General features: G+C 68.7%; 21 protein-coding genes and 3 pseudogenes. 13 read left to right on the top strand and 11 right to left on the bottom strand.

Going from position 1 to position 23449, the window contains the following annotated elements; genetic code table 11:
• Positions 1-85: 85 nt before the first annotated feature.
• The 4 genes from ACFYXC_RS12440 (at position 86) to ACFYXC_RS12455 (ending at position 3242) form a co-directional block, all read left to right on the top strand.
• Positions 86-700 carry an IS630 family transposase gene (locus ACFYXC_RS12440; protein WP_389551588.1) on the top strand — a complete coding sequence of 205 codons (615 nt, stop codon included), beginning with the start codon at positions 86-88 and terminating at the stop codon, positions 698-700.
• A gap of 340 nt (positions 701-1040) precedes the next feature.
• Entirely contained in the window at positions 1041-1844 is an 804-nt protein-coding gene (locus tag ACFYXC_RS12445) for a class I SAM-dependent methyltransferase (RefSeq protein ID WP_389550081.1), read from the top strand.
• Between the two features lie 401 nt (positions 1845-2245).
• Positions 2246-2602 (top strand): hypothetical protein, encoded by a 357-nt coding sequence (locus ACFYXC_RS12450; RefSeq protein WP_389550084.1) that lies wholly within the window; start codon positions 2246-2248, stop codon positions 2600-2602.
• A gap of 76 nt (positions 2603-2678) precedes the next feature.
• Positions 2679-3242, top strand: a complete 564-nt coding sequence (locus ACFYXC_RS12455; RefSeq protein ID WP_389550087.1) for a YcxB family protein — start codon at positions 2679-2681, stop codon at positions 3240-3242.
• A 307-nt stretch (positions 3243-3549) separates the two neighbouring features.
• Here the strand turns inward: ACFYXC_RS12455 and ACFYXC_RS12460 are convergent, their stop codons facing one another.
• Together ACFYXC_RS12460 and ACFYXC_RS12465 are read right to left on the bottom strand one after the other, a co-directional pair.
• The gene (locus tag ACFYXC_RS12460; protein WP_389551591.1) at positions 3550-3774 is read right to left on the bottom strand and encodes a transposase family protein; all 225 of its coding nucleotides are present in this window, start codon (positions 3772-3774) and stop codon (positions 3550-3552) included.
• Between the two features lie 191 nt (positions 3775-3965).
• A complete protein-coding gene (locus tag ACFYXC_RS12465) occupies positions 3966-4802 on the bottom strand; it encodes an enoyl-CoA hydratase/isomerase family protein (protein ID WP_389550090.1) in 837 nt (278 codons plus the stop codon).
• A gap of 107 nt (positions 4803-4909) precedes the next feature.
• Between ACFYXC_RS12465 and ACFYXC_RS12470 the strand changes: the two genes are divergently transcribed.
• The gene (locus tag ACFYXC_RS12470) at positions 4910-5260 is read left to right on the top strand and encodes a winged helix-turn-helix transcriptional regulator (RefSeq protein ID WP_389551594.1); all 351 of its coding nucleotides are present in this window, start codon (positions 4910-4912) and stop codon (positions 5258-5260) included.
• 191 nt (positions 5261-5451) lie between these two features.
• On the opposite strand, the pseudogene ACFYXC_RS12475 reads toward ACFYXC_RS12470, so the two are convergent.
• From ACFYXC_RS12475 to ACFYXC_RS12500, 6 genes and pseudogenes are all read right to left on the bottom strand, one after another.
• A pseudogene (locus ACFYXC_RS12475) lies at positions 5452-5934 on the bottom strand (transposase); the annotation flags it as partial.
• 139 nt (positions 5935-6073) lie between these two features.
• Positions 6074-6727 carry a DUF1963 domain-containing protein gene (locus ACFYXC_RS12480; protein ID WP_389550093.1) on the bottom strand — a complete coding sequence of 218 codons (654 nt, stop codon included), beginning with the start codon at positions 6725-6727 and terminating at the stop codon, positions 6074-6076.
• A gap of 362 nt (positions 6728-7089) precedes the next feature.
• The gene (locus ACFYXC_RS12485) at positions 7090-7737 is read right to left on the bottom strand and encodes a hypothetical protein (protein ID WP_389550096.1); all 648 of its coding nucleotides are present in this window, start codon (positions 7735-7737) and stop codon (positions 7090-7092) included.
• 335 nt (positions 7738-8072) lie between these two features.
• Positions 8073-8375, bottom strand: a pseudogene (locus ACFYXC_RS12490) (IS5/IS1182 family transposase); the annotation flags it as partial.
• A 67-nt stretch (positions 8376-8442) separates the two neighbouring features.
• On the bottom strand, positions 8443-9852 hold the full coding sequence (locus ACFYXC_RS12495) for an MFS transporter (protein WP_389550099.1): 1410 nt from the start codon (positions 9850-9852) through the stop codon (positions 8443-8445).
• On the bottom strand, positions 9849-10694 hold the full coding sequence (locus ACFYXC_RS12500) for an alpha/beta hydrolase (RefSeq protein WP_389550102.1): 846 nt from the start codon (positions 10692-10694) through the stop codon (positions 9849-9851). The genes ACFYXC_RS12495 and ACFYXC_RS12500 overlap by 4 nt, the downstream gene beginning before the upstream one ends.
• A 92-nt stretch (positions 10695-10786) precedes the next feature.
• On the opposite strand from ACFYXC_RS12500, the gene ACFYXC_RS12505 reads away from it, so the two are divergent.
• A complete protein-coding gene (locus tag ACFYXC_RS12505) occupies positions 10787-11755 on the top strand; it encodes a LysR family transcriptional regulator (RefSeq protein WP_389550105.1) in 969 nt (322 codons plus the stop codon).
• A 626-nt stretch (positions 11756-12381) separates the two neighbouring features.
• Here the strand turns inward: ACFYXC_RS12505 and ACFYXC_RS12510 are convergent.
• Positions 12382-12627, bottom strand: a complete 246-nt coding sequence (locus tag ACFYXC_RS12510) for a transposase (protein ID WP_389550108.1) — start codon at positions 12625-12627, stop codon at positions 12382-12384.
• Between the two features lie 42 nt (positions 12628-12669).
• Entirely contained in the window at positions 12670-13638 is a 969-nt protein-coding gene (locus ACFYXC_RS12515; protein ID WP_389550111.1) for an AraC family transcriptional regulator, read from the bottom strand.
• 413 nt (positions 13639-14051) lie between these two features.
• On the opposite strand from ACFYXC_RS12515, the gene ACFYXC_RS12520 reads away from it, so the two are divergent.
• The 7 genes and pseudogenes from ACFYXC_RS12520 to ACFYXC_RS12550 all read left to right on the top strand — a co-directional run bounded on the left by ACFYXC_RS12520 (position 14052) and on the right by ACFYXC_RS12550 (position 22573).
• Complete coding sequence (locus tag ACFYXC_RS12520) at positions 14052-14789, top strand: class I SAM-dependent methyltransferase (protein WP_389550114.1); 738 nt, start codon at positions 14052-14054, stop codon at positions 14787-14789.
• A gap of 512 nt (positions 14790-15301) precedes the next feature.
• On the top strand, positions 15302-16288 hold the full coding sequence (locus tag ACFYXC_RS12525; protein WP_389550117.1) for an NAD-dependent epimerase/dehydratase family protein: 987 nt from the start codon (positions 15302-15304) through the stop codon (positions 16286-16288).
• Positions 16289-16661: 373 nt separating this feature from the next.
• A pseudogene (locus tag ACFYXC_RS12530) lies at positions 16662-17751 on the top strand (IS701 family transposase); the annotation flags it as partial.
• Between the two features lie 560 nt (positions 17752-18311).
• Positions 18312-19067: a (5-formylfuran-3-yl)methyl phosphate synthase gene (locus tag ACFYXC_RS12535; protein ID WP_389551597.1), complete on the top strand. Its 756-nt coding sequence runs from the start codon at positions 18312-18314 to the stop codon at positions 19065-19067.
• Positions 19068-19075: 8 nt separating this feature from the next.
• Positions 19076-20479 (top strand): aldehyde dehydrogenase family protein, encoded by a 1404-nt coding sequence (locus ACFYXC_RS12540; protein WP_389550120.1) that lies wholly within the window; start codon positions 19076-19078, stop codon positions 20477-20479.
• A 2-nt stretch (positions 20480-20481) separates the two neighbouring features.
• The gene (locus tag ACFYXC_RS12545; RefSeq protein ID WP_389551600.1) at positions 20482-21588 is read left to right on the top strand and encodes an NAD(P)-dependent alcohol dehydrogenase; all 1107 of its coding nucleotides are present in this window, start codon (positions 20482-20484) and stop codon (positions 21586-21588) included.
• A gap of 79 nt (positions 21589-21667) precedes the next feature.
• The gene (locus tag ACFYXC_RS12550) at positions 21668-22573 is read left to right on the top strand and encodes a class I SAM-dependent methyltransferase (protein ID WP_389550122.1); all 906 of its coding nucleotides are present in this window, start codon (positions 21668-21670) and stop codon (positions 22571-22573) included.
• Between the two features lie 148 nt (positions 22574-22721).
• On the opposite strand, the gene ACFYXC_RS12555 is transcribed toward ACFYXC_RS12550, so the two are convergent.
• Positions 22722-23255, bottom strand: coding sequence for an EF-hand domain-containing protein (locus ACFYXC_RS12555; RefSeq protein ID WP_389550125.1), 534 nt, complete (start codon positions 23253-23255; stop codon positions 22722-22724).
• Between the last annotated feature and the right edge of the window lie 194 nt (positions 23256-23449).

Below are 23449 nucleotides of genomic sequence, written 5' to 3' on the forward strand. Positions count from 1 at the left end.
CCTGGCAGTCGCCCACCCGCCGGGCTCTGGAACGCGACGAGGACGCTGTCGGGTTGTGGAAGAAGGACGTGTGGCCGCAGGCGGAATGACTGCGGCGGCGCTGGGAGCGTTCATCGTCTTCGAGGACGAGGCCGGGTTCGGGATGACTGCGGCACGAGCTCGGACCTGGGGCCGACGCGGGCAGACACCGCTGGTGCGGGTGCGCGGCCGGTCCTGGCGCCGCTACTCGATCGCCGCCCTGTGCTGCTACCGGCCCGGCGAGTCCTCCCGGCTGATCTACCGGCCGCGCCGCCACCCCAAGTACCGCGGGAAGGGACGCAACAGCTTCGCCTGGACCGACTACCGCGACCTGATCGTGCGCGCCCACATCCAGCTCAAGGCCCCCATCGTCCTCATCTGGGACAATCTCAACACCCACCGAGCCGCGGGGATGCGTCACTACGCGGACCGGCACGAGTGGCTCACCATTGTTCAGCTGCCCTCCTACGCCCCGGATCTGAACCCAGTGGAAGGCGTGTGGTCACTGCTGCGGCGCGGCCCGCTGGCCAACATCGCCTTCGCCGACGACGACCACCTCGAACACACCCTTCGCCGCGGCCTGCGATACATCCAAAGCCGCCCACACCTGATCGATGGCTGCCTCACCGGCACCGGGCTACAACTGACCCGCCCTCCGACAACACCCCGAGTAGATCAGTAATTGAGTCACCATCGCAAGGCGCACCTCGGCCAGGCCGAGGCGGACTGAGCGCCGCGCCAGGCGCGTCTCCCCCGGCCCACCATCGCCACCCTGAAGCGCCGAACTCAGTAAAGCGCTCCGCAGTGAACGCGCGCTTGCCGGCCGCGGTCCCGTGGCCGATGGGGCGCCGGTGGAGTGGGGACCTACGGTCGGTGCGGACAGTCGCGGTTCCCACGAAATCCGGTGGAGTCTCAACGTCCGGAAGTGGTTGGGTCCTGCTCAATGCTTCGCTCACACGGCCCGGCACAGTGCGAGGCGCAACGTCCGAATCGCAGGCACGGAGCCCGCGTGTCGTCGAGTGATGGAGGTTATCGCGGTGGCTGGCTACGGTGCGCTTTCCGACGTATACGAGTGGCTGATCGGGGACGACAGGTTGACCCACGCCCAGGCAGCCGCAGTTTACTACAGCGATGTCGTGGGCTCTGTGCCGCCCAACACACGCGTCCTCGACTGCGCGTGTGGAACCGGCCAGCTCGCCGTCGGTCTCGCGAGTCTTGGCCTTGACGTGGTCGCCGCAGACGCCAGCAGCGGGATGGTTCGCCGGACCGAGAAGGCCGCCGACGAGCAGGGTGTCTCGCTTCGAGCCCTCCACGCGAGCTGGGACGAACTGCCCGACCACCTGGAAGGCTCCACGTTCGATCTGGTGTTCTGCGTCGGCAACTCGCTCGGGCACGCCGAGGGCGCAGCCGGGCGCCTGACCGCCCTGGAAGCGATGTCGCGGCTGCTGAATCCGGGCGGACGCCTTGTGCTCCACTCACGCAACTGGGAACTCGTGCGCTCCGCCGGCTCACGGGTAGACGTCCGTGATCGACTCATCCGCCGCAACGACCGCGATGCGGTCGTCAGCTACTACTGGCAGATCGGGCAGCGCTGGGAGCAGGAACACTTCCTCGAGATCGTGGTCGCCCAGATCGAGCCGGATGGGGCAGTGCGAGCATGCTCGGAGCGGTTGTCCATCTGGCCCTACCGGTACGAGGACCTCGTGGCGCAGTTGCGCAGTGTCGGGCTCACGGTGCAGTCCACCACCTTCGACCCCGAGAGCGATGGATACCTGGTGGTCGCCGGCCGCGACCAGGCGCGCGGCACGTCTGAGCCGGCGCGCTGATCCGCCCTTCGTCGTCGTTGCCGACCTGCCAGCTTGCGACCGCCTGCAGCGGGTTCATCGCGAAGTGGACAGCGCTTGAAGCGGTTCTGTGACGGTCGAGGCGAGTAGGGCCGCACAGGATGCAGGGGCGACGGACGTCGTCCTGTTCACAGATCCGGAAGATCGAAAGCGCCTGGCCGTCTGAGACGGCTCTCCATCCGGTGACACTTCACAACCGTGGCGGCCTCCCGAGCGTCCAAGTACTGAGCGCGTCGGCAGGAGCCGGCCACGGGGGGAACGGAACGCGAGTCATGTGGAAATACGCGGTCGATCCGCGCGTCACACGGTTTTTCTGGATTCCGCGAGGTGAGAGACGACAGCCACCTACGCCTGTCAGGCGGCTGGTAGGAATCTGGCTGGCGATGCTTGCTTTCGGCGCCGGATTCACCGCATTCGGCTGGGCCGATGAGCTAGAGGGCTTCCACCCCATGGGGGTGATGCTCCTTCTCCATGTTGTCGACGACATCAACGATGGGGTACGGCACCGTTGGCCGGCCGCACTGGCGGCAGTGGCGCTCCTGTGGGGAGCGAGCCCGCTCACCAGCACGGTCCTGCCCGGCTCCCTCGACGCGGCTTGGGCGGCAACCCTGGCCGCCGCCGTCGGTGTCACGCTCGGGTTGGCAGCGGCTGCAACGATCACTCGGTTCCCGGAGCGCCGACTGCGTCGCCCCGTCAAAGGCCAGGACTCCCGATGCGACGGGGGCATTCTCGACGTATAGGGCATGTGGAACATGACGAACTCAAGTTCACGCTGAGCCCGGTCGAAGACCGTCGCTCATGTACCGGGGAGGGACCATGGCCGAAGGCCAGAGCGACCAAGGAACGAACCAGGCGGAAGCCTCTGACGATGTCGTGGACGAACGGACTGTAATTGAACTGACGTATCGGCCCCAGTCTGCCGACACCCTGGTTGGCCTGCACGTCCGTGGGCGGATCAAAAGAGCCGGGCTACTCCTGCGGGGAGCATCCTTCCTCCTGGCAATAGGCCAATGGCTATTCTCCACCGTCGTCCGCGGCGGTGTCGACGTGTTCTCAACGGCTGTCCTCCTACTGGTCGTCTTGATGCTGTGGGGTTACCCGCGGCTGCAAGCCGCCCAGGTGCAGCGGCTCGTGGGATGGCAGGGCGAGTACCGTGTCACCGTGTCTCCGGCCGGGATCCGCTGCCGTAACGACCACGCCACACTGATCCAGAAATGGTCCTTTTTCCAGGGTTACCGGGAAACGTCAGATCACTTTGTCCTGCTCAGCCGGGATCCCAACATCATGTGCCTCGATGTCCTGCCCAAGCGGGGCGCCCATGAGGCCAGGGACCTTCAGCGGCTACGAGCGATCCTGGACCAGTACACCCCTCGCGTGTGACAGATGTCCGCCGCGGTGACGACAGGTGGTGCGGTCGGCTGCGGCACCGCGTCCGAAAGGACGAGGGCCGCAGGCCCGAACCGACCGCCAGGGGTGGGCGCTGCACAAGGCATCAAGAACTCAGCCAACGCCGCCGCCTGGGGCGCCGATGTCGACAGAAGGGTCGTCGGCTGCGGGCGCAGTATCGGACCGCGACGTTCATCCCGTGGTGGCGGTGCTTTTGCGAGTAGTACGGCCCGTCGACGGCCACCCGGTCGGTCCTGATCAGAGTGCCGTCAAGGATGAGGAACTCGTTCGGGTCATGGCCTCACAGCGCGTCCAGCAGGGCGGGCGCCTGGTGGGCCACAATGTCGACGGCCTCGGTCACGTACCGTCCGGCGGTGGCGGTGGTGGTGGAGACACCGAACCCGACGCACACCTGGTGCAGCGTCTCGTTCTTGCGCAGCTGCACCAGCACAAGGAAAGCCTGCTGGAAGCAGCTCAGCCGCCGCCAACGCGAACGCAGTTCACGCTCTCGGGCGTAGTGAGCCAGGAGACATGCTCAACCACCTGTGCGGGATGTCGAGCATGGCTCGATACGGGAACAACAGGGCTCCTGTGTCGAGACGTTGATGAGTCAGATCACCAACCGAACGACCAGGAGCCCTGCCACGCCACGCACTCCCATCAGCCCTTCGTCATCAGCCTCAGACCCCAGGATGAGAAAGGTTCACTAAAGCTGCTTCAGGCGAGGCCGTCGATCAGGGCCTCAAGGCGGCGTTCTCCGTCCCGGGTCTGCGCCCCGGCGGCCAGTGCCGCTTCTCCGCGGCGGCCCGCGTGGGGAGTGCTGAAGAGCTGGCCGAACAGTTCGTTCGCCGTGGCCAGGCCACCGGAGGTGGACACCGCTGCGGCGTCCACCGCCTCGACCGTGGCGCGGGCAACGCCGGGCGCCAGGCTGGCGATGCGGGCGGCCAGGGTGTCGACGACGTGGTCGAGCTCGGCAGCCGGCACGGCCCGGTTCACCCAACCCATCCGTTCCGCGGTCGGGGCATCGACCAGCTGGCCGCTGAGAATGATCTCCAGCGCGCGTGCGCGGCCGACGAGGCCGGGCAGATAGACGGTGCCTCCCGCGCCCGGGATGATGCCCATCGTGTCTTCCGGCTGAGCCAAGCCGGCATGCTCACGAGCCGCGAACCTCATGTCCATCGCGGACAGCAGTTCGGCACCGCCTCCGCGTGCCAGCCCCCGCAGCTTGGCGATGGTGATCTGCGGCAGGGTCCGGATGCGTTCGTGCAGGCGCATCATCGGATTCAAGGAGGGGTCCTGCTCCGAGGCGACATCAAGCGCCGCGAACGACTGAGGGTCCTCGGCGATGCGCATGTCTCCGTGCGCGATGAAGAAGTCCGGGTCCGCGCTGTCGAAAACGATCACTCGGACGTCGGCGGCGGACATGGCGCCCGTGAACCGGTCCAAGTCCGTCATGAGGGCGGCATCGAGCAGGTTGACGGGAGGATTGTCGATGATGGCATACGCCACACCGTCACTGACAGAGACATGCAGGGTCGAGTAGGTGTCGGCCATCGGGAGCCTTCCTCACGGATTGAACTACTAGATATCTAACGTATATCTAGTAGTTCCGCTATACTGCAACGAAATCAGGTATCCCCGAGGAGACCGGCGTGACCCACATGGAGCTCGGTGACAACGGTCGACAACTACTCGACCAGCTCTTCGACAAGTGGTCGCTACTGGTGCTGGACGCCTTGTGCGATCGCCCCCGGCGTTTCAACGAGCTTCGCCAGCACCTGCCCGCGGTCACCCCGAAATCTCTGACGGCATGCCTGCGGCGGCTGGAACGCAACGGCGTGATCGAGCGAGTGATCCTGTCCACCGAGCCCGTGGCGGTCGAGTACCGCATCTCCCCTCTGGGGCGCACCCTCCAGGACCCTCTGCAGACCCTGCTGAGGTGGGTGGGCAATCACCTCGACACAGTGGACGCCTCCCGCTCCCGCTACGACCAGCGGCATACGCGCAGTTGAAGCCGAGGCCCACACCGTCCGTGCATGGTGAACGCGACCGAAGCGGAACCCTCTTGTCGTGGGAACGTTTCCCCACAGAAGTCGGTGTTCGGAGGCAAAGAGCTACGGGGAAGAGCCGCGGACGGGGCCGAGACGCAGACTCTTCATCCACTTCATTGGCTAGAGACGCGCCCCGGTGAGCCGGGCTCGGTGCTGGTGAACCCGTCCCGCGAGCGGCCCAGGCTCTCACCTGCCGCACCACCTCCACCAGCCGGGCGAGCAGGCTCTTCCACGGCGTTCCGCCCTGGTGTTCCGCCCCTTCGGTCCCCTTTGACGCGGGCGCCGGCGGCGGTTCCGTCCTGGCACCGGCGTGTGCTGATGGGCCCGCACGATGGTGGAGTCCACCGAGATGTCCCAGTCGATCTCGCCCGCGGCTCGGCGACGGCCTGGACCTGCTGCAACAGACGCTCCCACGTCCCGTCGGCCGACCACAGCCGGTGGCATACAGACACGGTCTTCCACGGGCCGGAGCGCTCGGGAAGATCACGCCACCGCACCCCGGTCCGCAGCACCCGGTGCAGGATCCCGTCGATCACCTGCCGATGGTCCCGCCACCGGCCACAACGGCCGTTGCTCACCGGCAGGAACGGCCGCAGCCGTTCCCACTCGGCATCCGTCAGATTGCCCCGCCCCATGCCCACAACAACAAACCAGGAACGGGACGGTCACATGATCGCCCGGACAGCTCCTTGGCAGTCTCATGCGCCGCTTGTACGCCCTCATGGTCGAAGGCCGGTGGCCTGCCCCTCCGGCTCACCCCCCGTCATGGCCTGCTCAGGGGTTCCAGAAGACGGTGGTGAACACGCGCTCGAAGCGTCGGGCCGCGAGGTCCTCGCGCTGGATCACCCAGTGGACGGTCGCGCCTTCCCGCCTCTCCACGTCCCTGCCGGCGTACCAGTCGGCGAGGAGCACCCAGTCGGCCACATCGTCCGAGACGGGACCGTCCCAGTGACCAGCGTCCGCCGCCTGAGCCGCAAGGGACGCCGCGACATCGACCGGGTCGAACTCCACGGCCTCCTCGTCCGCGTACCCTCCGAACTGCATCTGCGCCGAGGGAGCGATGAGATCCTTGGTGTCCTCCCATATCTCGACGAGTTCGGAGCAGTAGGGATGCCCGGGACGGTATACGGCTTCCTCCTCACCGGCGGGAACGATGAACTTGTGGTGAGGGAGCGACACGTCAGTCCGCGCCCGGAGCGGTCCCTCCGGATAGCTCGCGAACAACCTGTCGTACTCGGCGATGTTCGCCAAGTTCCAGGCGTACGAATCCCGACGTGTGACGGCCGCGTCGGCCGGCAGGTGGACCACCGTACCCATGGAGGTGTCGTCCCCAGCCTCGGGCAGGGCGAAGAACAGCAACCGGCCGTCGGGCGGCAAGAGGAGGTCTGTCGCGCCGGCCGGCAGTGCGGCCAGGTCGACCGAGGACACGAAGGGGTGTCCGGGATCCGGGGTCTCGGCCGGAAGCAGCAGGGGGCCGCCGAACCGTCCCACAACCGGTCCAGTGTCGTCGTCGGACAGTGTCAGGGTGGCGCAGGGACGGGCTGTGGCCAGCCACCGCTCCACATCGTCGGCCGGCACGCCTCGGACCTCGGCTTCTTCACGGAAGGGACGGAACCGGTCCCCTATCGCAGACGTCATGGGCGCACCGTACCGAACGAAGCGGAGGGCGGCATTGACGCATATCCCTTGCAGGAAACACCCGTTGGCGGGTCGACGACAGGGCGCCACGAGCCGACCCCCGAATGCTCCCCCGGCGGTCGGACGGTGCCGCTCGCCCGACCGACGCACCATCAGCCGAACGGCAGGACCACCAGCGGAACCTGACGCAGGGCGCTCAAGGTGAGAGGGAGGCCGGCCAGAGCGCAGACGGCACGCATAGCGATGGAGCTGTCGGCCTCGCCCGGCTCGATGCCTTCCTCCTCCACGGTGCCGGCGGCTTCGAATGCCGCGCGCAGTTCGGCGGGCATACGGGGAAGATCCTCCTCCAGGGCGAGACCGCCGACGTCGACCCATGCGACCTGCTTGCCATCGACGGCATAGGTGAGGCTGGCGTCCCCGTTGATGCTGAACACGCTCGTGGCCCCCGTCCGTCCATCGGCGGACAATGCCTCCGCCGCGTCCTCGAAGGTGAACCCGGAGTCGTCGTAGACGAAGGTCCACTCGCCGACGCGTCCCGCCAACAGCGCCGCGGACGATCCCGGGTCCATACCGAGAGCCGCGCACGGCAGTGACGTCCACTCGTCCGGCCTGCTGTCGGGCAGTTCGCAGGGCTGCATCAACTTCGTCCTGGCGCCGAGCCTTTCCAGCGCCTCCGCCGGTTCGATGCCGTGCACGACGTGCAGGATGTGGTACGGGTCGTCGGAGGCCAGACCAGTGATCCATATCGGCATTCCTTCGGGATCGAGCGTATGCGGCGGGAAGCCGGGCGTGGGCATCATGGACCTCTTTCCTCAGTGGCGCGTGTGGCCTCCCCGGCAGCGGTGCCGCAGGTGACGCCGAGAGGACCTGCGTCTGGCAATGCCCCGATCAGGGAATGACGACGGTTACCGTAGCCCCCCTTTCGCCTCATCCCTCAACTGGGCCTGTTTCGGCGGTAATTCGGAACGACGAGATGCATCCGACGAACACACGTGCTCGCCGTGCTGAGCGGCGAACTCGGTGGGGGGCACTGCGTCCGGCCGCCTGTCGCTGTACGCGCAGCTGCGGGTCACGCGTTTGGTTCGGCTCCGGTCATCGCGACGAGCAAGCTGTGGGGCGCTTGGTCGTCGATCACGAGACCGTCCAGGTGGTCCAGGGTCGGAGCGAGTAGCGGGGAGTCGTGGTGGTTGGCTCTGGCCAGGACGCGGCCCAGCGGAATGCCGTATCCGTCCGTCATACCGGAGCGTTTCGCGCCCTGTTTGCCGCGGTCCATCAGTGACCGGCCTGCGGCCTCGCCGCCTCCGGACGCTTTGGTGATGGAGCCGTTCACTGCTGTGCGGTCGAGGACGAGGTCAACGATTCGGGCATAGGACTTCAGCCCGATCTGCCTGAGCCGGGCGAAGACGCCGAGTCGGGTCCACTCGTCGTGACGATCACGCACACCTTGCGCCCGGCAAGCCCACCCTCGAGGCAACCGTGCACGCAGAGGATGCTGGCAGTTGCGGCTATCGCAAGTTGCACGATGACAACCCTCCGGCGTCAGTCGTGACGGGCGCAGTTGGCTCGGTGCCAGGCCGGTCGCGGAGCCGGAGGCTGATCAGCGCGGTGATCGTGAAGGCGGCGGCCTGGTAGAGCATGGCATGCCGGAACGCGGTGTCCGCATCGGCGGCAGGGGCGTGGTAGGCGAGTCCGGCCGCGGTTACTCCGATGGATCCGCCCAGCTGCTGTGCTGTGGGCAGCAGTCCGGAGATCGAACCGGCGGCGGGGCCGTGCACCTGGGCCAGGACCAGCGTGAACACTGAGGCAGTGAAGGCGCCGAACGCGGCTCCACCGACGGCCAGCACGGGCAGTGCCGTCTGGCGTCCCGCTGCCGAGCCGATGAGCGGGGCCAGCGCCAGGCACATCCCGGCCAGGACCAGGGACGCGACGGTGAGCACCGCCGGCCCGTGCCGGCGGGTGAGAGCGGGCGCGGCTCTGCTGCCGATGACGGCGGTGGCGGCGAACGGTGCTGATGTCAGCGCGGCCGTCAAGGCTGAGTATCCGACGGCGGATTGAAGGTGGAGGAAGAGAAGGTAGGTGAAGGAGGGCACGCCCGTGTTGAACACGAACACCAGCAGCGTGCCCCTGCGCGCCGGCCGGTCATGCAGCACCGCGGGATGGATCAGCGGGTCGGGCCGGTGCGGGAGGCTGTGGACGAAGTGGCCGAGGGCGACGGCACTCACGGCGAATGCGGCCCATGTCCACCAGGGCCAGCCTGCTTCCCGCCCCAGCGCCAGGGGCAGGACCAGCGTGCCGGCTCCCACGGTGACCAGCAACGCGCCCAGCTTGTCGACGCGGAGTTCGGCCGCCTTGCGGGTCCGGGGCAGCGCGGTCGCCGCGGCCAGCGAGGCGAGCGCCACGGGCACGGTGAGGAGCATCAGCAGCCGCCAGCCGAGGCCGAAGAGATCGGCACTGAGTACGAGGCCGCCGATCAGGGGCCCGGCCAGTGAGGCGACGGCCATGGTGGCGCCGTACAGGCCGAGGGCACGCGCTCGGCGTGTCGCCGGGACGGCGACCTGGATGATCGACAGGACCTGGGGGGCGACCAGGCCGCTGCCCGCGCCCTGCACCAGGCGGGCGGTGATCAGTGATGCGACGTCGGGGGCGCACGTGCCGGCCACCGAGCCCGCGATGAAGACCACGGTGCCCGTCACGAACAGGCGGCGGTAGCCGTACCGGTCGCCGAGCCGTGCGGCGGGGATGAGCAGGCACGCGTATGTCAGGGTGTAGCCGGCGAGGACAAGTTGCACGGCGCCGGAAGAGGCGTCCATGCTGGTCTGTATCGTCGGCACGGCCACCTGGGCGACCGTGACGTTGAGCAGTTGCACGAACGTGGCACTGAGCACCACCGGCAGCATGAGGCGTCCGCCGCTCATGGCAGCAGCACCGCGGCGAGCTCACGGGGCCGGGCGGCGAACGGGCTGTGGCTGCCTGGGAGGGTGCGCACGGTGAACGGGTTGCCGGGCATGGCCCGGTCGGCTTCAGCGATCATCAGATCCTGCACGGCCGTTGGCAGCGCCCGGTCGTCCGCGCAGCGCAGGAAGGTCCGCGGGATGCGCCCCCAGCGTTGCGCGGTCACGATGACCGGGGTGGTGGGGATCGACAGCGGCAGGTCGGGGCTCAGTGCCGAGCGCCAGCGGTCGAAGCGCTCCGGTGCGGTGTCGTGGTAGTGCGTCTCCCGCAGTTCCTCGACGTAGGCGGGGTCCTGTGAGAGCGGGTTGATCCGCACGGCGCCCAGATGCCCGGGGTCGCCGAGGTTCAGACTCTGACCCCTCGCTGTGGCGTTCTCGGACGAGCCGAGGTAGTCGAAGAACCGCGGCCGTCCAACAGGCACGAAGGCAGAGAGGTAGACGATCTCATCGAGAAGTTCGGGTGCGCGCTCGGCGGCCAGTGACGCGGGGCCGCCGCCCGCGCTGTGCGCGACAAGGACGACACGACGGTGGTGGCGGGCCTGGCGCAGCGAGTCCAGCACGGCCTCGGCGCAGTCGTCCATCGTCACGTCGGCGAGTGCGGACTTCTCGGTCAGCAGGCCCGGCTGGCCTGGCTGGAGGTATCCGCTGGGCAATGGCGCGTCGAAACCGTGTCCCGGCAGGTCGACGGCCATGCTCGCGGCACCGAGTGCGGCGAGTGCGCGCTGCGTCGCCGCCCACTGCCCAGAGCCGTGCCAGGCCCCGTGCACGAAGACGAAGACGGAGCCTGAGTAAGAAGAATCGGTCATGACCGCATTCCACGCCACCCGGCCCTCATCATCCACCGAAAGATCTGACAAGCTGGCTGACGATACCTGCGAGATATGGATGGGAGGCCGGCATGGAGGCACGGCACCTGCGGTACGCACTGGCCCTCGCCGAGCACGCACACTTCGGCCGGGCGGCCGGTGCACTGGGTATCGCGCAACCTCCGCTGTCCAAACAGATCGCCGACCTTGAACGGGAAGTGGGCGCCCGCCTGTTCGACCGCACCCGCCAAGGGGTGTTCCCGACAGCTGCGGGCGCGGCGTTCCTCTCCCGGGCACGCAAGGCGATCGACGAAATGGCGGCGGCCTCGGTCGACGCGGCCAGGGCCGCGCGCGGCGAAACGGGACGGCTGCGCCTGGGGTTCATCGCCTCGGCGCTGCTCGAACCCCTGCCGGACGTCCTGGGCCGGTTCGGCCGCGAACGGCCCGACGTGCGGCTGGAACTGCACGAGATGGCGACCAGGCGCAGCACGGCCGCACTCGTCGCCGGCGAGCTGGACGTGGCGATCGGCCTCGGCCGGCCAGGGGGCATAGGAGCCGAGCAGCTGGTGTCGGTCCCGATCGGACACGACCACGTCGTCGCAGTCGTGAGCAGCACGCATCCCTACGCGGGCCAGGCGTCTGTGGACGTGGCCCGGCTGCGTCGACAGCCGCTGATCGTCGCGCCGGGCGAGGACGAACCCGCCGTCGTCACCGGCCTGCGGACCCTCCTGGGCAAGGACTCCCCAGCACTCGCCGGCGCGACCGTCGCGAGGGACATCCACACCATCATCGGCCTCGCCGCCTGCGGGATGGGCGTCGGCCTGGGACCCTCCCGCATGCTGACGGCCCCACGACAGGGCACATGGTTCTGCGAGGTGACCCCACGCACGCCTCTGCCCGATCTCGTCCTGTCCTTCCATGCCCGGGACCGCTCCCCGGCACTGAACGCCTTCCTCGACATCATCCGCACGAACTGCCCCGACGTCGGTGCCGCGCTCGACCACCGGCTCGGCCCGCCGGGACCACAAGAAGAAGGCGACGGCGTCCCGACTCCTACCTGACCCTGTCTCACCGGACGAGGGGGAGGAATTCGCCTCCGTTCCCGACCTTCGCCCCGCTGCCGGCACGACTGAACCAGAACCCCATCACACGTTCATATCCAGGGGTCACCAGTGATGGACTGACTGGCACCTATACGGGCGTAAGCAGTTGGCCCGTGCCTACGAGGATCTCGACCTGGACGCGGTGCCGCTGGCACCGTCATCGAGCGGACTGGGCACCACGCTTGTTGTGTCGGCGCGAGGTTCCAAGCCGGTGGAAGCGTCACAATCCGGATTTCTCAGGCGAGGCGTTGCACGGGTTCGTGATAACAGTCTTCGACGCCGCCCTGCCCGCCGCGCTGCGCTTCGTACCCGTTCACTTCACTCTGTTCGCGGCGCAGACGGCGACGATAGACACCGGCACAACTGCCACCTGCGGCTACAAGTACCCCCTACGTACTCCTGGCCGGAGATGTGAACTCCCCCGGGCCTCTGCACAGAGCTCTGCCCGACCACAGCAGCATGCGGCCATACAACATCGGCACACGCACCCGTCGACACCCACGACCGGAAGTACGGTCCGGCTGCCGGACCGGCAAGTGACAGAAAAGATGGAGGACCACGGATAGGTCGATGCCGCCTGGTACCTATGCCAGATAGGAGCGGATCCGGCCCTTCCGGCCCCGACCGGACAGACGACCGCATCGCCCGAGCATGGGTATCACCGCCTGTCGCTCATGCCGCCTCGGGCTACGGACTCCCTCACCGCGGTCGACCTTCGCCTGCTTCACCCACCCGCGCAGCCTTTCCGGACTCACACTCAGATCCCGCGCGACCTCAGTGGCTGTCTTCCCCGAGGACAACGCCAAGGCGACCGCGTCCCGCTTGCTCATGTTGCTTTTGTTACCCGCTACTTGTGACCGCTTCCTCCGGGATCATCCTTCCCAGTCCCAAGATGTCCGGCCGGCAGGGGGAACCTCACTCGCAGGTTCGGAAGAGGCGTCGTCCGCGGCGCAAGCGGCTGCCGGAGCGCGGCGAAAGTGGCTCGGCGACACGCCATACTCGCGGCGGAACGCGCCCGAGAAGGCGAACTCGGTCGAGTACCCGACCTCGCGGGCGATCGTTGCCAGCGTGGCGTCGGTCTCCCGCAGCAGCCGGGCACCAAGACCCAGCCGCCAGCTGATCAGATAGCTCATCGGCGGCTGACCCACGACCGTGGTGAAGCGCCTTGAGAACGCCGTGCGGGGCATCCCTACAGCCTTGCTCAGCCGCTCTATCGTCCACTGCTGCCGTGGGTTTTCATGGATATCACGCAGAGCTGCGGCAATCGCCGGGTCGTCAGTCGTCGGCCACCCGGCCGCACCGTGCTGTTCGTACCACTGCCGCAGCACGTTGACCAGGATCAGGTCCAGCACCGCGGGCAGTGTCGCCTCGGTACCCATCTGCCTCCCGGATACTTCCGCGCAGAGGAGATCGACCAGCGCTCGCATCTGGGGGTAGCGGTCATAGTCCGGTGACACCGTGATGAGCTTGGGCAACGCGCGGAGATACTGCGGTGCGCGGCCACGTTCGAGCAGATAGGCACCGCAGAGGAACTCAAAGTCGAATGGCCCTGGTGTCGGCGGAGCCGGGCCCTTCACCACAGGTGGCAAGTCTTTCAGCGCACATCGCACATGATTGAAGCCGTGCTCGGCACCGGACGAGGTGAGCACGATATCGCCCGGCCCCAAGGCGACCGGTTCCTCGTCCTCGGTGATCAGCCAGCATGTGCCTCGCACGACGATATGGAACCCGCTGCCGTCGAAGTCGGGGAACCGGATTCCCTGGGAGCTCGGCTGCCTGATCAGGCGGGCGCCGGCGGTGCCGACCCGGACGGTGCGGATCACTTCGCTCATCAGGTCCATGCGTCCGATGCTATCGGCGGATGCTCGCGGGCTCCGGCGCACGCTCTCGTATGGACCAGCGGAGCTCTCGTATGGTCCCGCATGCACGTCCGGTGATTGAGTCGACGTCGTGATCGTTTACAGGGGCCTGCGTACCCACGCCGAAGAACGGAACAGGCGTGGGCGCGGTGCGCTAGGACGGGGCCTTCGCCTTGCGGAACCCGTACCTCACGGCCGAGGGATTCGGTGCGGCACCGGCCGATCATCCTTGATCGCGACAAGCCCCGGATGCCGGGCTCCGGCCGCCGCTGCGCCGACAGTCGCACCCGCACTCCCACCCCCGGGCCCCGACTCCCGACTCCGGAATCCCGAGGAATGTCATGTCTCAACCAGACTACGACCAAGCGGCCCCCGATTGGGACCGTCTCCAGAGCATGCCGCAGCCGGTATCGGCTGCGATCGTGCGATGCCTTCCGACGGCGCCCCCGGGCGCTCTGGTGCTCGACCTCGGATGTGGTACCGGTGAACCGGGCTTCACTGTAAAGGCCGCATTCCCCGACATCCGCCTCCTGGGTATCGACACCTCGGAGCCGATGATAGAGATGGCCCGTGCGAAGGCACGGCGCGATGGCCTGACCGATGTGGAGTTCAAGGTCATGCCGATGGAGAACCTCGCCATCCGCACCGGCGAGGTGGATATCCTGACCTCGCGCTTCGGTTTCCTCAGTGTCAGCGACACCGCGGCGGAGGCGGCCCGCGTCCTGCGGCCCGGCGGCCGCTACGCCGTAGCGGTGTGGGACAGGTCGGAACTGAATACGGTGATCCATACGTTTTTCACGGTCCTCAAGGAGTCTTCGGTGGCCGACGAGGTGCCGGACCTCGGAATCTTCGACGAAGTCTCGTCGGACGCCCGTAGGGAACGGTGGCTCAGGGACGCAGGGATGACCTCGGTCAACACCGACTTGTTCGCGTGGGAGTACACGCTGCCGAACTTCGCCGCCGTTCTTGAAGTGCTGGCCGCTCCACCGTTCGGCGCCGCCGTCGCCACGCTGGACAACGATGAGACCAAGAAGGTGCAGGAACGGATCGCCGAGCGCCTTTCCACGCACCGCGCCGCGGACGGCTCGTACCGCATCCCGCAGACCTGCCGCCTGTTCTGGGGCCACCGCTAGTGGCCAGCTCGACTTCGTGATCAAGTGTTTGGATGCCTCGGCGAGTCGACGTTGGTAGTGGCTGCGGCGTGCGGTGGCCTGGTAGCGTCGCTCGGCGGAGAAGCTGGAACTCGCGGTGACATCGACTTCAAGCTGACATCGACGCAACTCGCCCAACGGCGGCTTCAGTTGGGCAACGAGGGCGTTCGCCCATGAGGGTGCGCGGTTCGAACGGCATCGTGCTGGACGTGCGGTCGTGGGTCGTCCGGGAGGACTGCGGCACCCCAAAGCGCCGGGACATCGACGTGGCCCTGGAGGAGCAGCGCAACCCAAGTTCAGCTTCGGCCGGGAGCTGGCGCCCCAGCGCGGGTCTGCTACCGCTACTTGTAGCGGGGGCACGTCCGCGCCTTCCAAAGATATGCGCTCACCAAGTGGCCACCACTACCCGAGGGTTCAGATCAATCTGACAGCTGGCCATCTGCCGTCAGCGAATCCGCCTGGCCGAGCGGTGAACCCGGTGCTTGTGTGTCGGTATGGAGATCCTGGTTCTGGGCGGAACGGCATGGGTGGCTCGGGAGCTGTCCCGGCGTGCGATCGAACGCGGTCATCGGGTGACCTGCCTCGCGCGTGGCGAGAGCGGAGAAGTCGCGGACGGAGCGACACTGATCGCCGCCGACCGGCGCGATCCGTCGGCGTACGAGCCCCTGCTCGACCGCGTGTGGGACGCGGTCGTCGAGGTGTCATGGCAGCCGGGCTTCGTTCGTGGAGCACTCGACGTGCTGGGCAGCAAGGCCGGACACTGGGTGTATGTCTCGTCCGGCAACGCCTACGCCTCCCACGCCACGCTCGGGGCGGATGAGTCCGCGGCCCTGCTCGCCCCGACCGACCGGAGCGAGGTCGACCGCAAGTTGTACGGCGAGGCGAAGGTCGCCTGCGAACAGGCGTCGACGGCCGCTGTGGGCGACCGCCTCCTCATCGCACGAGCCGGGCTCATCGGCGGCCCGGGCGATCACAGCGAGCGCTCCGGCTACTGGGTCGCCCGCGCCGCCCGCGATCCGCGAGGCCCGATGCTGGTCCCCGACACACCGGCCATACCCACCCAGGTGGTCGACGTGCGGGACCTCACCTCCTGGCTGCTCGAGGCCGCGGAGACGGGAACCACCGGCCCATACAACGCCGTCGGCCCGATCGTTCCGTTCGAAGAATGGATCGAGCTGTCCCGCGCCGCCGGCGGGCACACCGGTCCGGTGGTCACCGCCGAATCGGCGTGGCTGCTCGCCAACGGCGTGGCCCAGTACATGGGGCCGGAGTCGCTGCCGATGTGGCTGGTCGAGCCGGGCTGGGAAGGATGGTCGGCCCGGGATGGCTCTGCGGCGCGTGCCGCGGGGCTGCGTCACCGGCCCCCGGCGGAGATGCTGGCCGACACGCTGCGCTGGGAAAGCGAGCAGGGGCTGGATCGGGAAAGGCGCGCGGGCCTCAGCGCGCAGCGCGAGCGCGAGTTGCTCGACGCCCTCGGCTGACGGCGCTGGACCGGTCTCGCACACTCGAGCGTCTCTACAGGCGCCTTCCATTCTGACTTCGCGATCTCGTGGTGGGCCCGACCGACCGGGCCGCCACGCGCCCCGGGGAACGACGCGTACGAGAACGTGTACGAGACGGGTACGGGGGGACAGCCGGCGACGAACGGCCGGGTGTCCCCTCGGGTGTGAGGAGCACCGGGTGTGAGGAACGGTCAGGCGTCGGCGAGTTCGGCGGCGCCGAAGGAGACGTCGAACGAGAACCGGTACGGCCACCGCGTAATCATCGGGAGTTGTGTGGACTCCTGAAGATCGGGCGGTGGCCGCATGCCATAGCGTGGACCCTGCCCGCTGGCGGGCAGGGTCCGACCAGGTTATGGCCCGGATCGCGGGCCGGGTCGGGCGAGTTGAGCCCCGGGCGGCGGCCCGCGCCTACGCTCGGGCTGCTGTCGAACGTCGGACCGAAGAACTGCGGCAGCTGGCCGAACAGGCGGGCCACGCCACTCCCGACGGCCTGCAGCACTTGCTGGCCGGCGCGAAATGGGAGCCCGACGACATTCGAGATGACCTGCGGCAATACGTCGCTGACAGGCTCAGCGAGGACGACGGTGTCCTGATCATCGACGACACCGGCTTCATCATGAAGGGCACCACTTCCGCCCGGATCCAGCGCCAATACTCCGGCACCGCCAGCCGCACCGAGAACTGCCAGATCGGCGTCTTCGCCGCCTATGCCTGCGGCCGCGGTCGGGCCTTGGCGGACCGGGCGTTGCATATCCCCAAGTCTGGGCCGAGGACCAAGGACGCTGCCGCGCGGCCAAGATCCCCGACGAGCAGGCGTTCGCCACCAAGGGTGAGCTGGCTCGGCGCATGGTGCTGCGTGCCCTCGCCTCAGCGCTGCCCATCGCCTGGGTTCACCGCGGATTGCCGCCTACGGGCAGGAAAGCCGCCTTTGCCGGATGCTGGAGCAGTCCGGCGTCGGCTATGTGCTGGCGGTGCCGAAGTCCCAGTTCACCGTGGGCCGTCCCTGCATCGACGGCCTGTTCGCGGCCGCCTCCGCCGAGGCGTGGGAGAAGCTCTCCTGCGGCGACGGCGCGAAGGGGCCGCGCGTCTACCACTGGGCGGCGGTGCGGCTGCCGGCCGTTGCCGAGTTCGACTACCAGGGCGAAGTCCCGCACCGGATGCGGCGGGTGCTGGCCCGCCGCAGCATCTCCCGCCCCGACGAGATCGCCTACTACCTCGCCTACACCTCCTTAAGGGTCACCGGCCGGGAGCTGGTGCGGGTCGCCGGGTCGCGCTGGGCCATCGAGGAGTGTTTCCAGGCGGCGAAGAACGAGTGCGGGCTGGACCAGTACGAAGTCCGCCGTTACGTGGGCTGGTATCGACACGTCACCCTGGCCATGCTCGCCCATGCCCTCCTGGCGGCCACGGCCCACCAGGCCGACGAAAAGGGGGAGCAACCGATGAAAGGGCCGGGGTCATCGCGCTCACAGTGGCGGAGTTCGGCGACTCCTGACAGCTTGTCGTCCCCAGCCCCCGCACCTGCGCGGACACCGAGGCAGACACCACGCAGTGAACTGGTCGAGCTGGCGCCGACGATGCCAGGCAGTCGCTCGTCGCTGTCATTACCGGCGGCGTTGTCGCACGTTCGAGGGGCGGCCTCCGTGAGACCGTCCCTGACCATGACCCGGCCCGCTATGCTCCAGCCGCCCAGCCAAACCCACAGGTCAGACAGCGGAATCCTGCTGGAGTACTAAGCAATCCGGTGAGCCGAAGCACGATAATCGTAGGCATTCTGATCATCACTGATCTCGCACATTCGCCAGTCGGGCGACATATTGCCATTGGGGATGGTTTAAACCGCTATGTACGGCGCATCACGCGTGGGCATGAGCGCCAATAGGCACTCTATGCGCCCTTCCGGTTGCCGAGAGTGATGGAAATGATGAGCGCACCGCACATGAACCAGATGATCCGCGGTCCCCTGTCCCTGGGCCGGGCGGACTGGCGGCGGAAGGAGTTCACGGTGTTGCTTCTCATCTCCCCGGACGGGGTCGACGAGGCTCTCGACTGTGCGAAGGCGGCGCAGCATCTCGACATCGTCGACGTCAAGAAACCTGACGAGGGCTCTCTCGGCGCGAACTTCCCCTGGGTCATCCGGGAGATCCGCGACGCGGTGCCGGCGGACAAGCCGGTGTCCGCGACCCTGGGGGATGTCCCGTACAAGCCCGGCACGGTGGCGCAGGCCGCGCTCGGCGCGGTCGTCTCCGGCGCCATGTACATCAAGGTCGGCCTCTACGGATGCACGACGCCCGACCAGGGCATCGAGGTCATGCGTGCGGTCGTCCGGGCGGTGAAGGACCACCGCCCCGAAGCGCTCGTCGTCGCCTCCGGCTACGCCGATGCCCACCGGATCGGCTGCGTCAACCCGCTCGCCCTGCCCGACATCGCCGCCCGCTCCGGCGCCGACGCCGCCATGCTCGACACGGCGATCAAGGACGGGACGCGGCTGTTCGACCACGTGCCGCCGGACGCCTGCGCCGAGTTCGTCCGGCTGTCCCACGCCGCCGGCCTGCTCGCCGCACTCGCGGGCAGTGTCAAGCAGGCCGACCTCGGCCCGCTGACCCGCATCGGCACGGACATCGTCGGGGTGCGCGGAGCGGTCTGCGAGGGCGGCGACCGCAACACAGGACGGATCCGTCCGCACATGGTGGCCGCCTTCCGGGCGGAGATGGACCGGCAGGCCCGGGAGCACGCGGCCGGCGTCACCGCCGTGAGCTGACCGCCGGTATGCCGACCTCCGAGCCCGACCGCTTCCCCGGACGCCGGGCCCCGTGTCTCGCCGTCGTCGATCCGGCCACCGGTGAGGTCTTCCAAGAAACTCCCAACCAGCAGCCGGACGCACTGGACGCCATCGTCGACCGGTCCCGCCGGGCCTGGGACGGCTGGCGCGCCGATCCCTCCGCCCGCACCACTGCTCTGCGTGCTGCGGCCGGCGCGGTGGAGGCGGCCGCTGACGACCTCGCCCAGCTGCTCACCCGGGAACAGGGCAAGCCCCTGGCCGAGTCGCACGCGGAGATCGTCCGTACGGCGGCCCGCCTGCGCTACTTCGCCGACCTCGCCCCCAGGACCCGGCAGATCACGGACGGCCGGTCCGTGCACAGCGAGATCCGCTGGCGACCCCTCGGACCCGTCGCCGCGATCGTGCCGTGGAACTTCCCTCTCCAGCTCGCGGCGGCGAAGTTCGCGCCCGCGCTCGCGGCGGGCAACACCGTGGTCCTCAAACCGTCTCCCTTCACCCCGCTCGCCACCCGGCTGCTCGGCACCGTCCTGGCCACCGTCCTGCCCGAGGACGTACTGACCGTCGTCACCGGCCGCGAACCACTCGGCGCCCGCCTCGCCTCCCACCCCGGTATCCGCCACGTCACCTTCACCGGTTCCGTACCCACCGGGCGGGCCGTCGCCCAAGCGGCGGCAGCCTCGCTCGCCCGAGCCACCCTGGAACTGGGCGGCAACGACGCCGCCGTCCTGCTGGACGACGTCGAGGTGGACCGGATCGCGGACCGGCTGTTCTGGGCCGCCTTCCGCAACTGCGGGCAGGTCTGTATGGCGGTCAAACGCGTCTACGCCCCGGCCCGGCTTCACGCCCAGGTCGTCGAAGCCCTCGCCGAGCGCGCCAGGACCGTCGCCGTCGGGCCAGGCATCGATCCGGACACCCGGCTAGGCCCGGTCAACAACGCCACCCAGCTGGCCCGGATCGAGCAGCTCACGCAGCGGGCTCTGGCGGACGGCGCCCAGGCGGCGGCCGGCGGCCACCGGCCGACCGGGCCGGGCTACTTCTTCGCCCCCACGATCCTCACCGACGTCCCGCCCGACAGCTCGATGGTGACCGAGGAGCAGTTCGGGCCGGTTCTGCCGGTGCTGCCGTACCGGAACCTCGACGACGCCGTCGACGCCGCCAACGGCACCGGCTTCGGACTGGGCGGCTCCGTGTGGAGCACCGACCTCGACCGGGCCGAGGCGGTGGCCGACCGGCTCGAATGCGGCACGGCCTGGATCAACCACCACGCCGAACTGTCCCTCGCCCAGCCCTTCGCGGGCGTCAAGGACAGCGGCGTCGGCGTGACGGGCGGACCGTGGGGGCTGTACGGCAACCTGCGGCCGTTCGTCGTCCACCGCCCGCGGGAGGCGTGATGGTGAGATTCCAGGCGGCCGTACTGCGCGCGTACGAGGATCCGTTCACGCTCGAGGAGGTGGCTCTGCGGACGGAACCCGCCGCCGGTGAGGTCCTGGTCGAGATCGCCGGCTGCGGGATGTGCCGGACCGATCTCGCGGTCCGCCGATCGGCCGGCAGCAGCCCGCTGCCGGCGGTGCTCGGTCATGAAGGGGCTGGGGTCGTGGTGCGGACGGGCGGCGGCCCGGACACCGCGATCGGCGTCGGTGACCACGTCGTGCTGAGCTTCGATTCCTGCGGGCACTGCCGCAACTGCCGCGGCGCGGCCCCTGCCTACTGCGACTCCTTCGCCTCCCTCAACCTCTTCGGGGGACGCGAAGAGGACGCGCCGCGACTCGCCGACGCGGCCGGGGAAGCGCTGGCCCCCCGGTGGTTCGGCCAGTCCTCCTTCGCCGCGTACGCGCTCGTCTCGGCCCGCAACGCCGTCCGGGTCGCCCCCGCGCTGCCCATCGAGCTGCTCGGGCCCCTCGGCTGCGGCTTCCTCACCGGCGCCGGAGCCGTGCTGAACACCTTCGCCGCCGGCCCGGGCGACACCCTCGTCGTTCTCGGCGCGGGAGCCGTGGGCCTGGCCGCGGTGATGGCGGCCACCGCCGCCGGCGCACTGACCGTGGCCGTCGACCGGCACCCCCGACGGCTGGCCCTGGCCGAACAGTTCGGCGCGACCCCACTGCCCGCCAAAACGGCTGGACTGGCCGAGCGGATCCGGCGGCTCACCGGCGGCGGCGCGCAGTACGCACTCGACACCACGGCCTCCGCCCCGCTCATCAACGACGCGCTCCGGGCACTGCGCCCCACCGGCGTCCTCGGCCTGGTGGCACGGCTGTACACCGGGCTACCGCTCGAACCGGGCACGCTCGACCGGGGTCGGAGCATCCGCCACATCTGCGAAGGGGACGCCATCCCCGCATTGCTGATACCGCTGCTTACCCGGCTCTGGCAGGCCGGACGCTTCCCCTTCGACCAGCTCGTCCGCACGTACCCGCTGGCCGACATCAACGAGGCCGAGCGCGACTGCGACGCTGGCCGCGTGGTCAAGCCCGTCCTGCTCCCGACCGGAAGAAGCCGGTGAGCGCGGCACCCAGCACCGCGGACCCACGCATCCGACGAGCACGAAGCTCGCGGTCCCCACTCCCGCCAACGGAGGAGACATGACCGGCACGGCGCCGCAGCACACGGAAGTGGAAGGCGTGGACGGAGGTGTGGGCCTGACCGCCCTCCTGGTCGCCGCAGCACGGGCGATCGAGACCTACCGCGAGGACAGCCTGGCCCAGGACGCCTACGCGGAATACTTCGTGCGCGCCGCCCCGGCGTCCGCGGACTGGCCGGTGCGTGTCCAGCAGGTCCCTGACGGGGACGCCAACCCGCTGTGGGGGCGGTTCACCCGCTACTTCGGCCTGCGGACCAGGGTCCTCGACGATTTCCTGCTGCGGTCGGTGCGGACGGGCCCCCGGCAGGTGGTCTTGCTGGGAGCGGGGTTGGACACGCGCGCCTTCCGGCTGGACTGGCCCTCCGACTGCAAGGTCTTCGAGATCGACCGGGCGGGCGTGCTGGCGTTCAAGCACCAGGTGCTGACGGACCTGGCGGCCACCCCGAAGGTGAAGCGCGTCCCCGTACCGGCCGACCTGCGCGCGGACTGGGTCAGCGCGCTGACCACCGTCGGCTTCGACCCGGCCGCGCCGAGCGTCTGGCTGGCCGAGGGACTCTTCTTCTACCTACCCGCCCCTGCCGAGACGTACCTCATCGACACGGTGGACCGGCTGACCACCAAAGGCAGCGCTCTGGCCTTCGAGGCCAAGCTGGAAAAGGACCTGCTGGTGTACCGCGACAGCCCGATCTACACGGCCACGCGAGAACAGACCGGCATCGACCTGCTCCACCTCTTCGACAAGGGGGCACGACCCGACTCCGCGGGCGCCCTCACGGCCAAGGGCTGGTCCACCTCGATGTACACGCCGTTCGACTTCACCCGTCGGCACGGACGTGGCCCCCTCCCCGAGCCGAACGACGCGCTGGAGGGAAACCGGTGGGCGTTCGCGTACAAGCCCCGGCCATGACGCCCACAGCGCTTACGACAACGTCCGCACGGGGCTGGGCGGGGCCTGTCCCAGGCCCCGCGCGGTGGGATGCGTCCCGAGTGGAGGCGGCAGCGCGATTGCGTCGCGGCGGTTGCCGCCCCGCCGGCGCTGCCGCTGACGGGCCGTGTCAGACGGACCGGGCAGCCACGAGCTGGTCGCCCGGGATTCCGGCCAGGTCCGGCGCGTAGTAGTCCTCGATGCCAGCGGCCCACGTAACCACGGTGATGCGGTCTTCGGCGTCCGGGCCGAAGGCGTCGAAGAGGGCGTGGATGTTCGCCTCCTCAAAGCCGATCGCCGTCATCAGCGACACGAAGAGGGGGCGCTCGATCAGGCCGTCCCCGTCGGGGTCGCCGAGTGGGGCGAGCGCCTCGGCGAACCCCGTGATCGTGGGACCGAAACGCTCGGGGTCGAGTACGAACGGACGGAACTCTTCCAGGGTGATCACACCGTCGCCGTTGGTGTCCAGTTCAGTGGCCAGCGTCGTCCAGTAGCGGCGGAACGCGGCCCGGATGGCGGCCTTGGCGCCGTCGTCCGACGCGGCTGCTGCCTCCAGAACACGGCCCGTCATCAGGTCGAAGTCTTTGGAATCGATGACTCCGTTGCCATTGGCGTCGAAGAGGGAGAAGACCAGTTCGACCCGCTTGGCGGCCTCAGTTCGCATTTCCATCACCTGTCTTCTGTGACCCGACGGTTCCGGGCCGGCCCAATGAGTGCCTCTACCTGACCGTGTGGGACACACACCCAAACCGGCGCGTGTAGCGGCCATGCCTCATAGAATCGCCCCGTGAAGAGCCGCAGACTCTCGATCTTCGCTTGTGGTGACAGAAAGACTGCTGAATGAGCGTGTGTGACAAG

Source organism: Streptomyces sp. NPDC002701 (assembly GCF_042889045.1).
Taxonomy (GTDB): Bacteria; Actinomycetota; Actinomycetes; order Streptomycetales; family Streptomycetaceae; genus Streptomyces.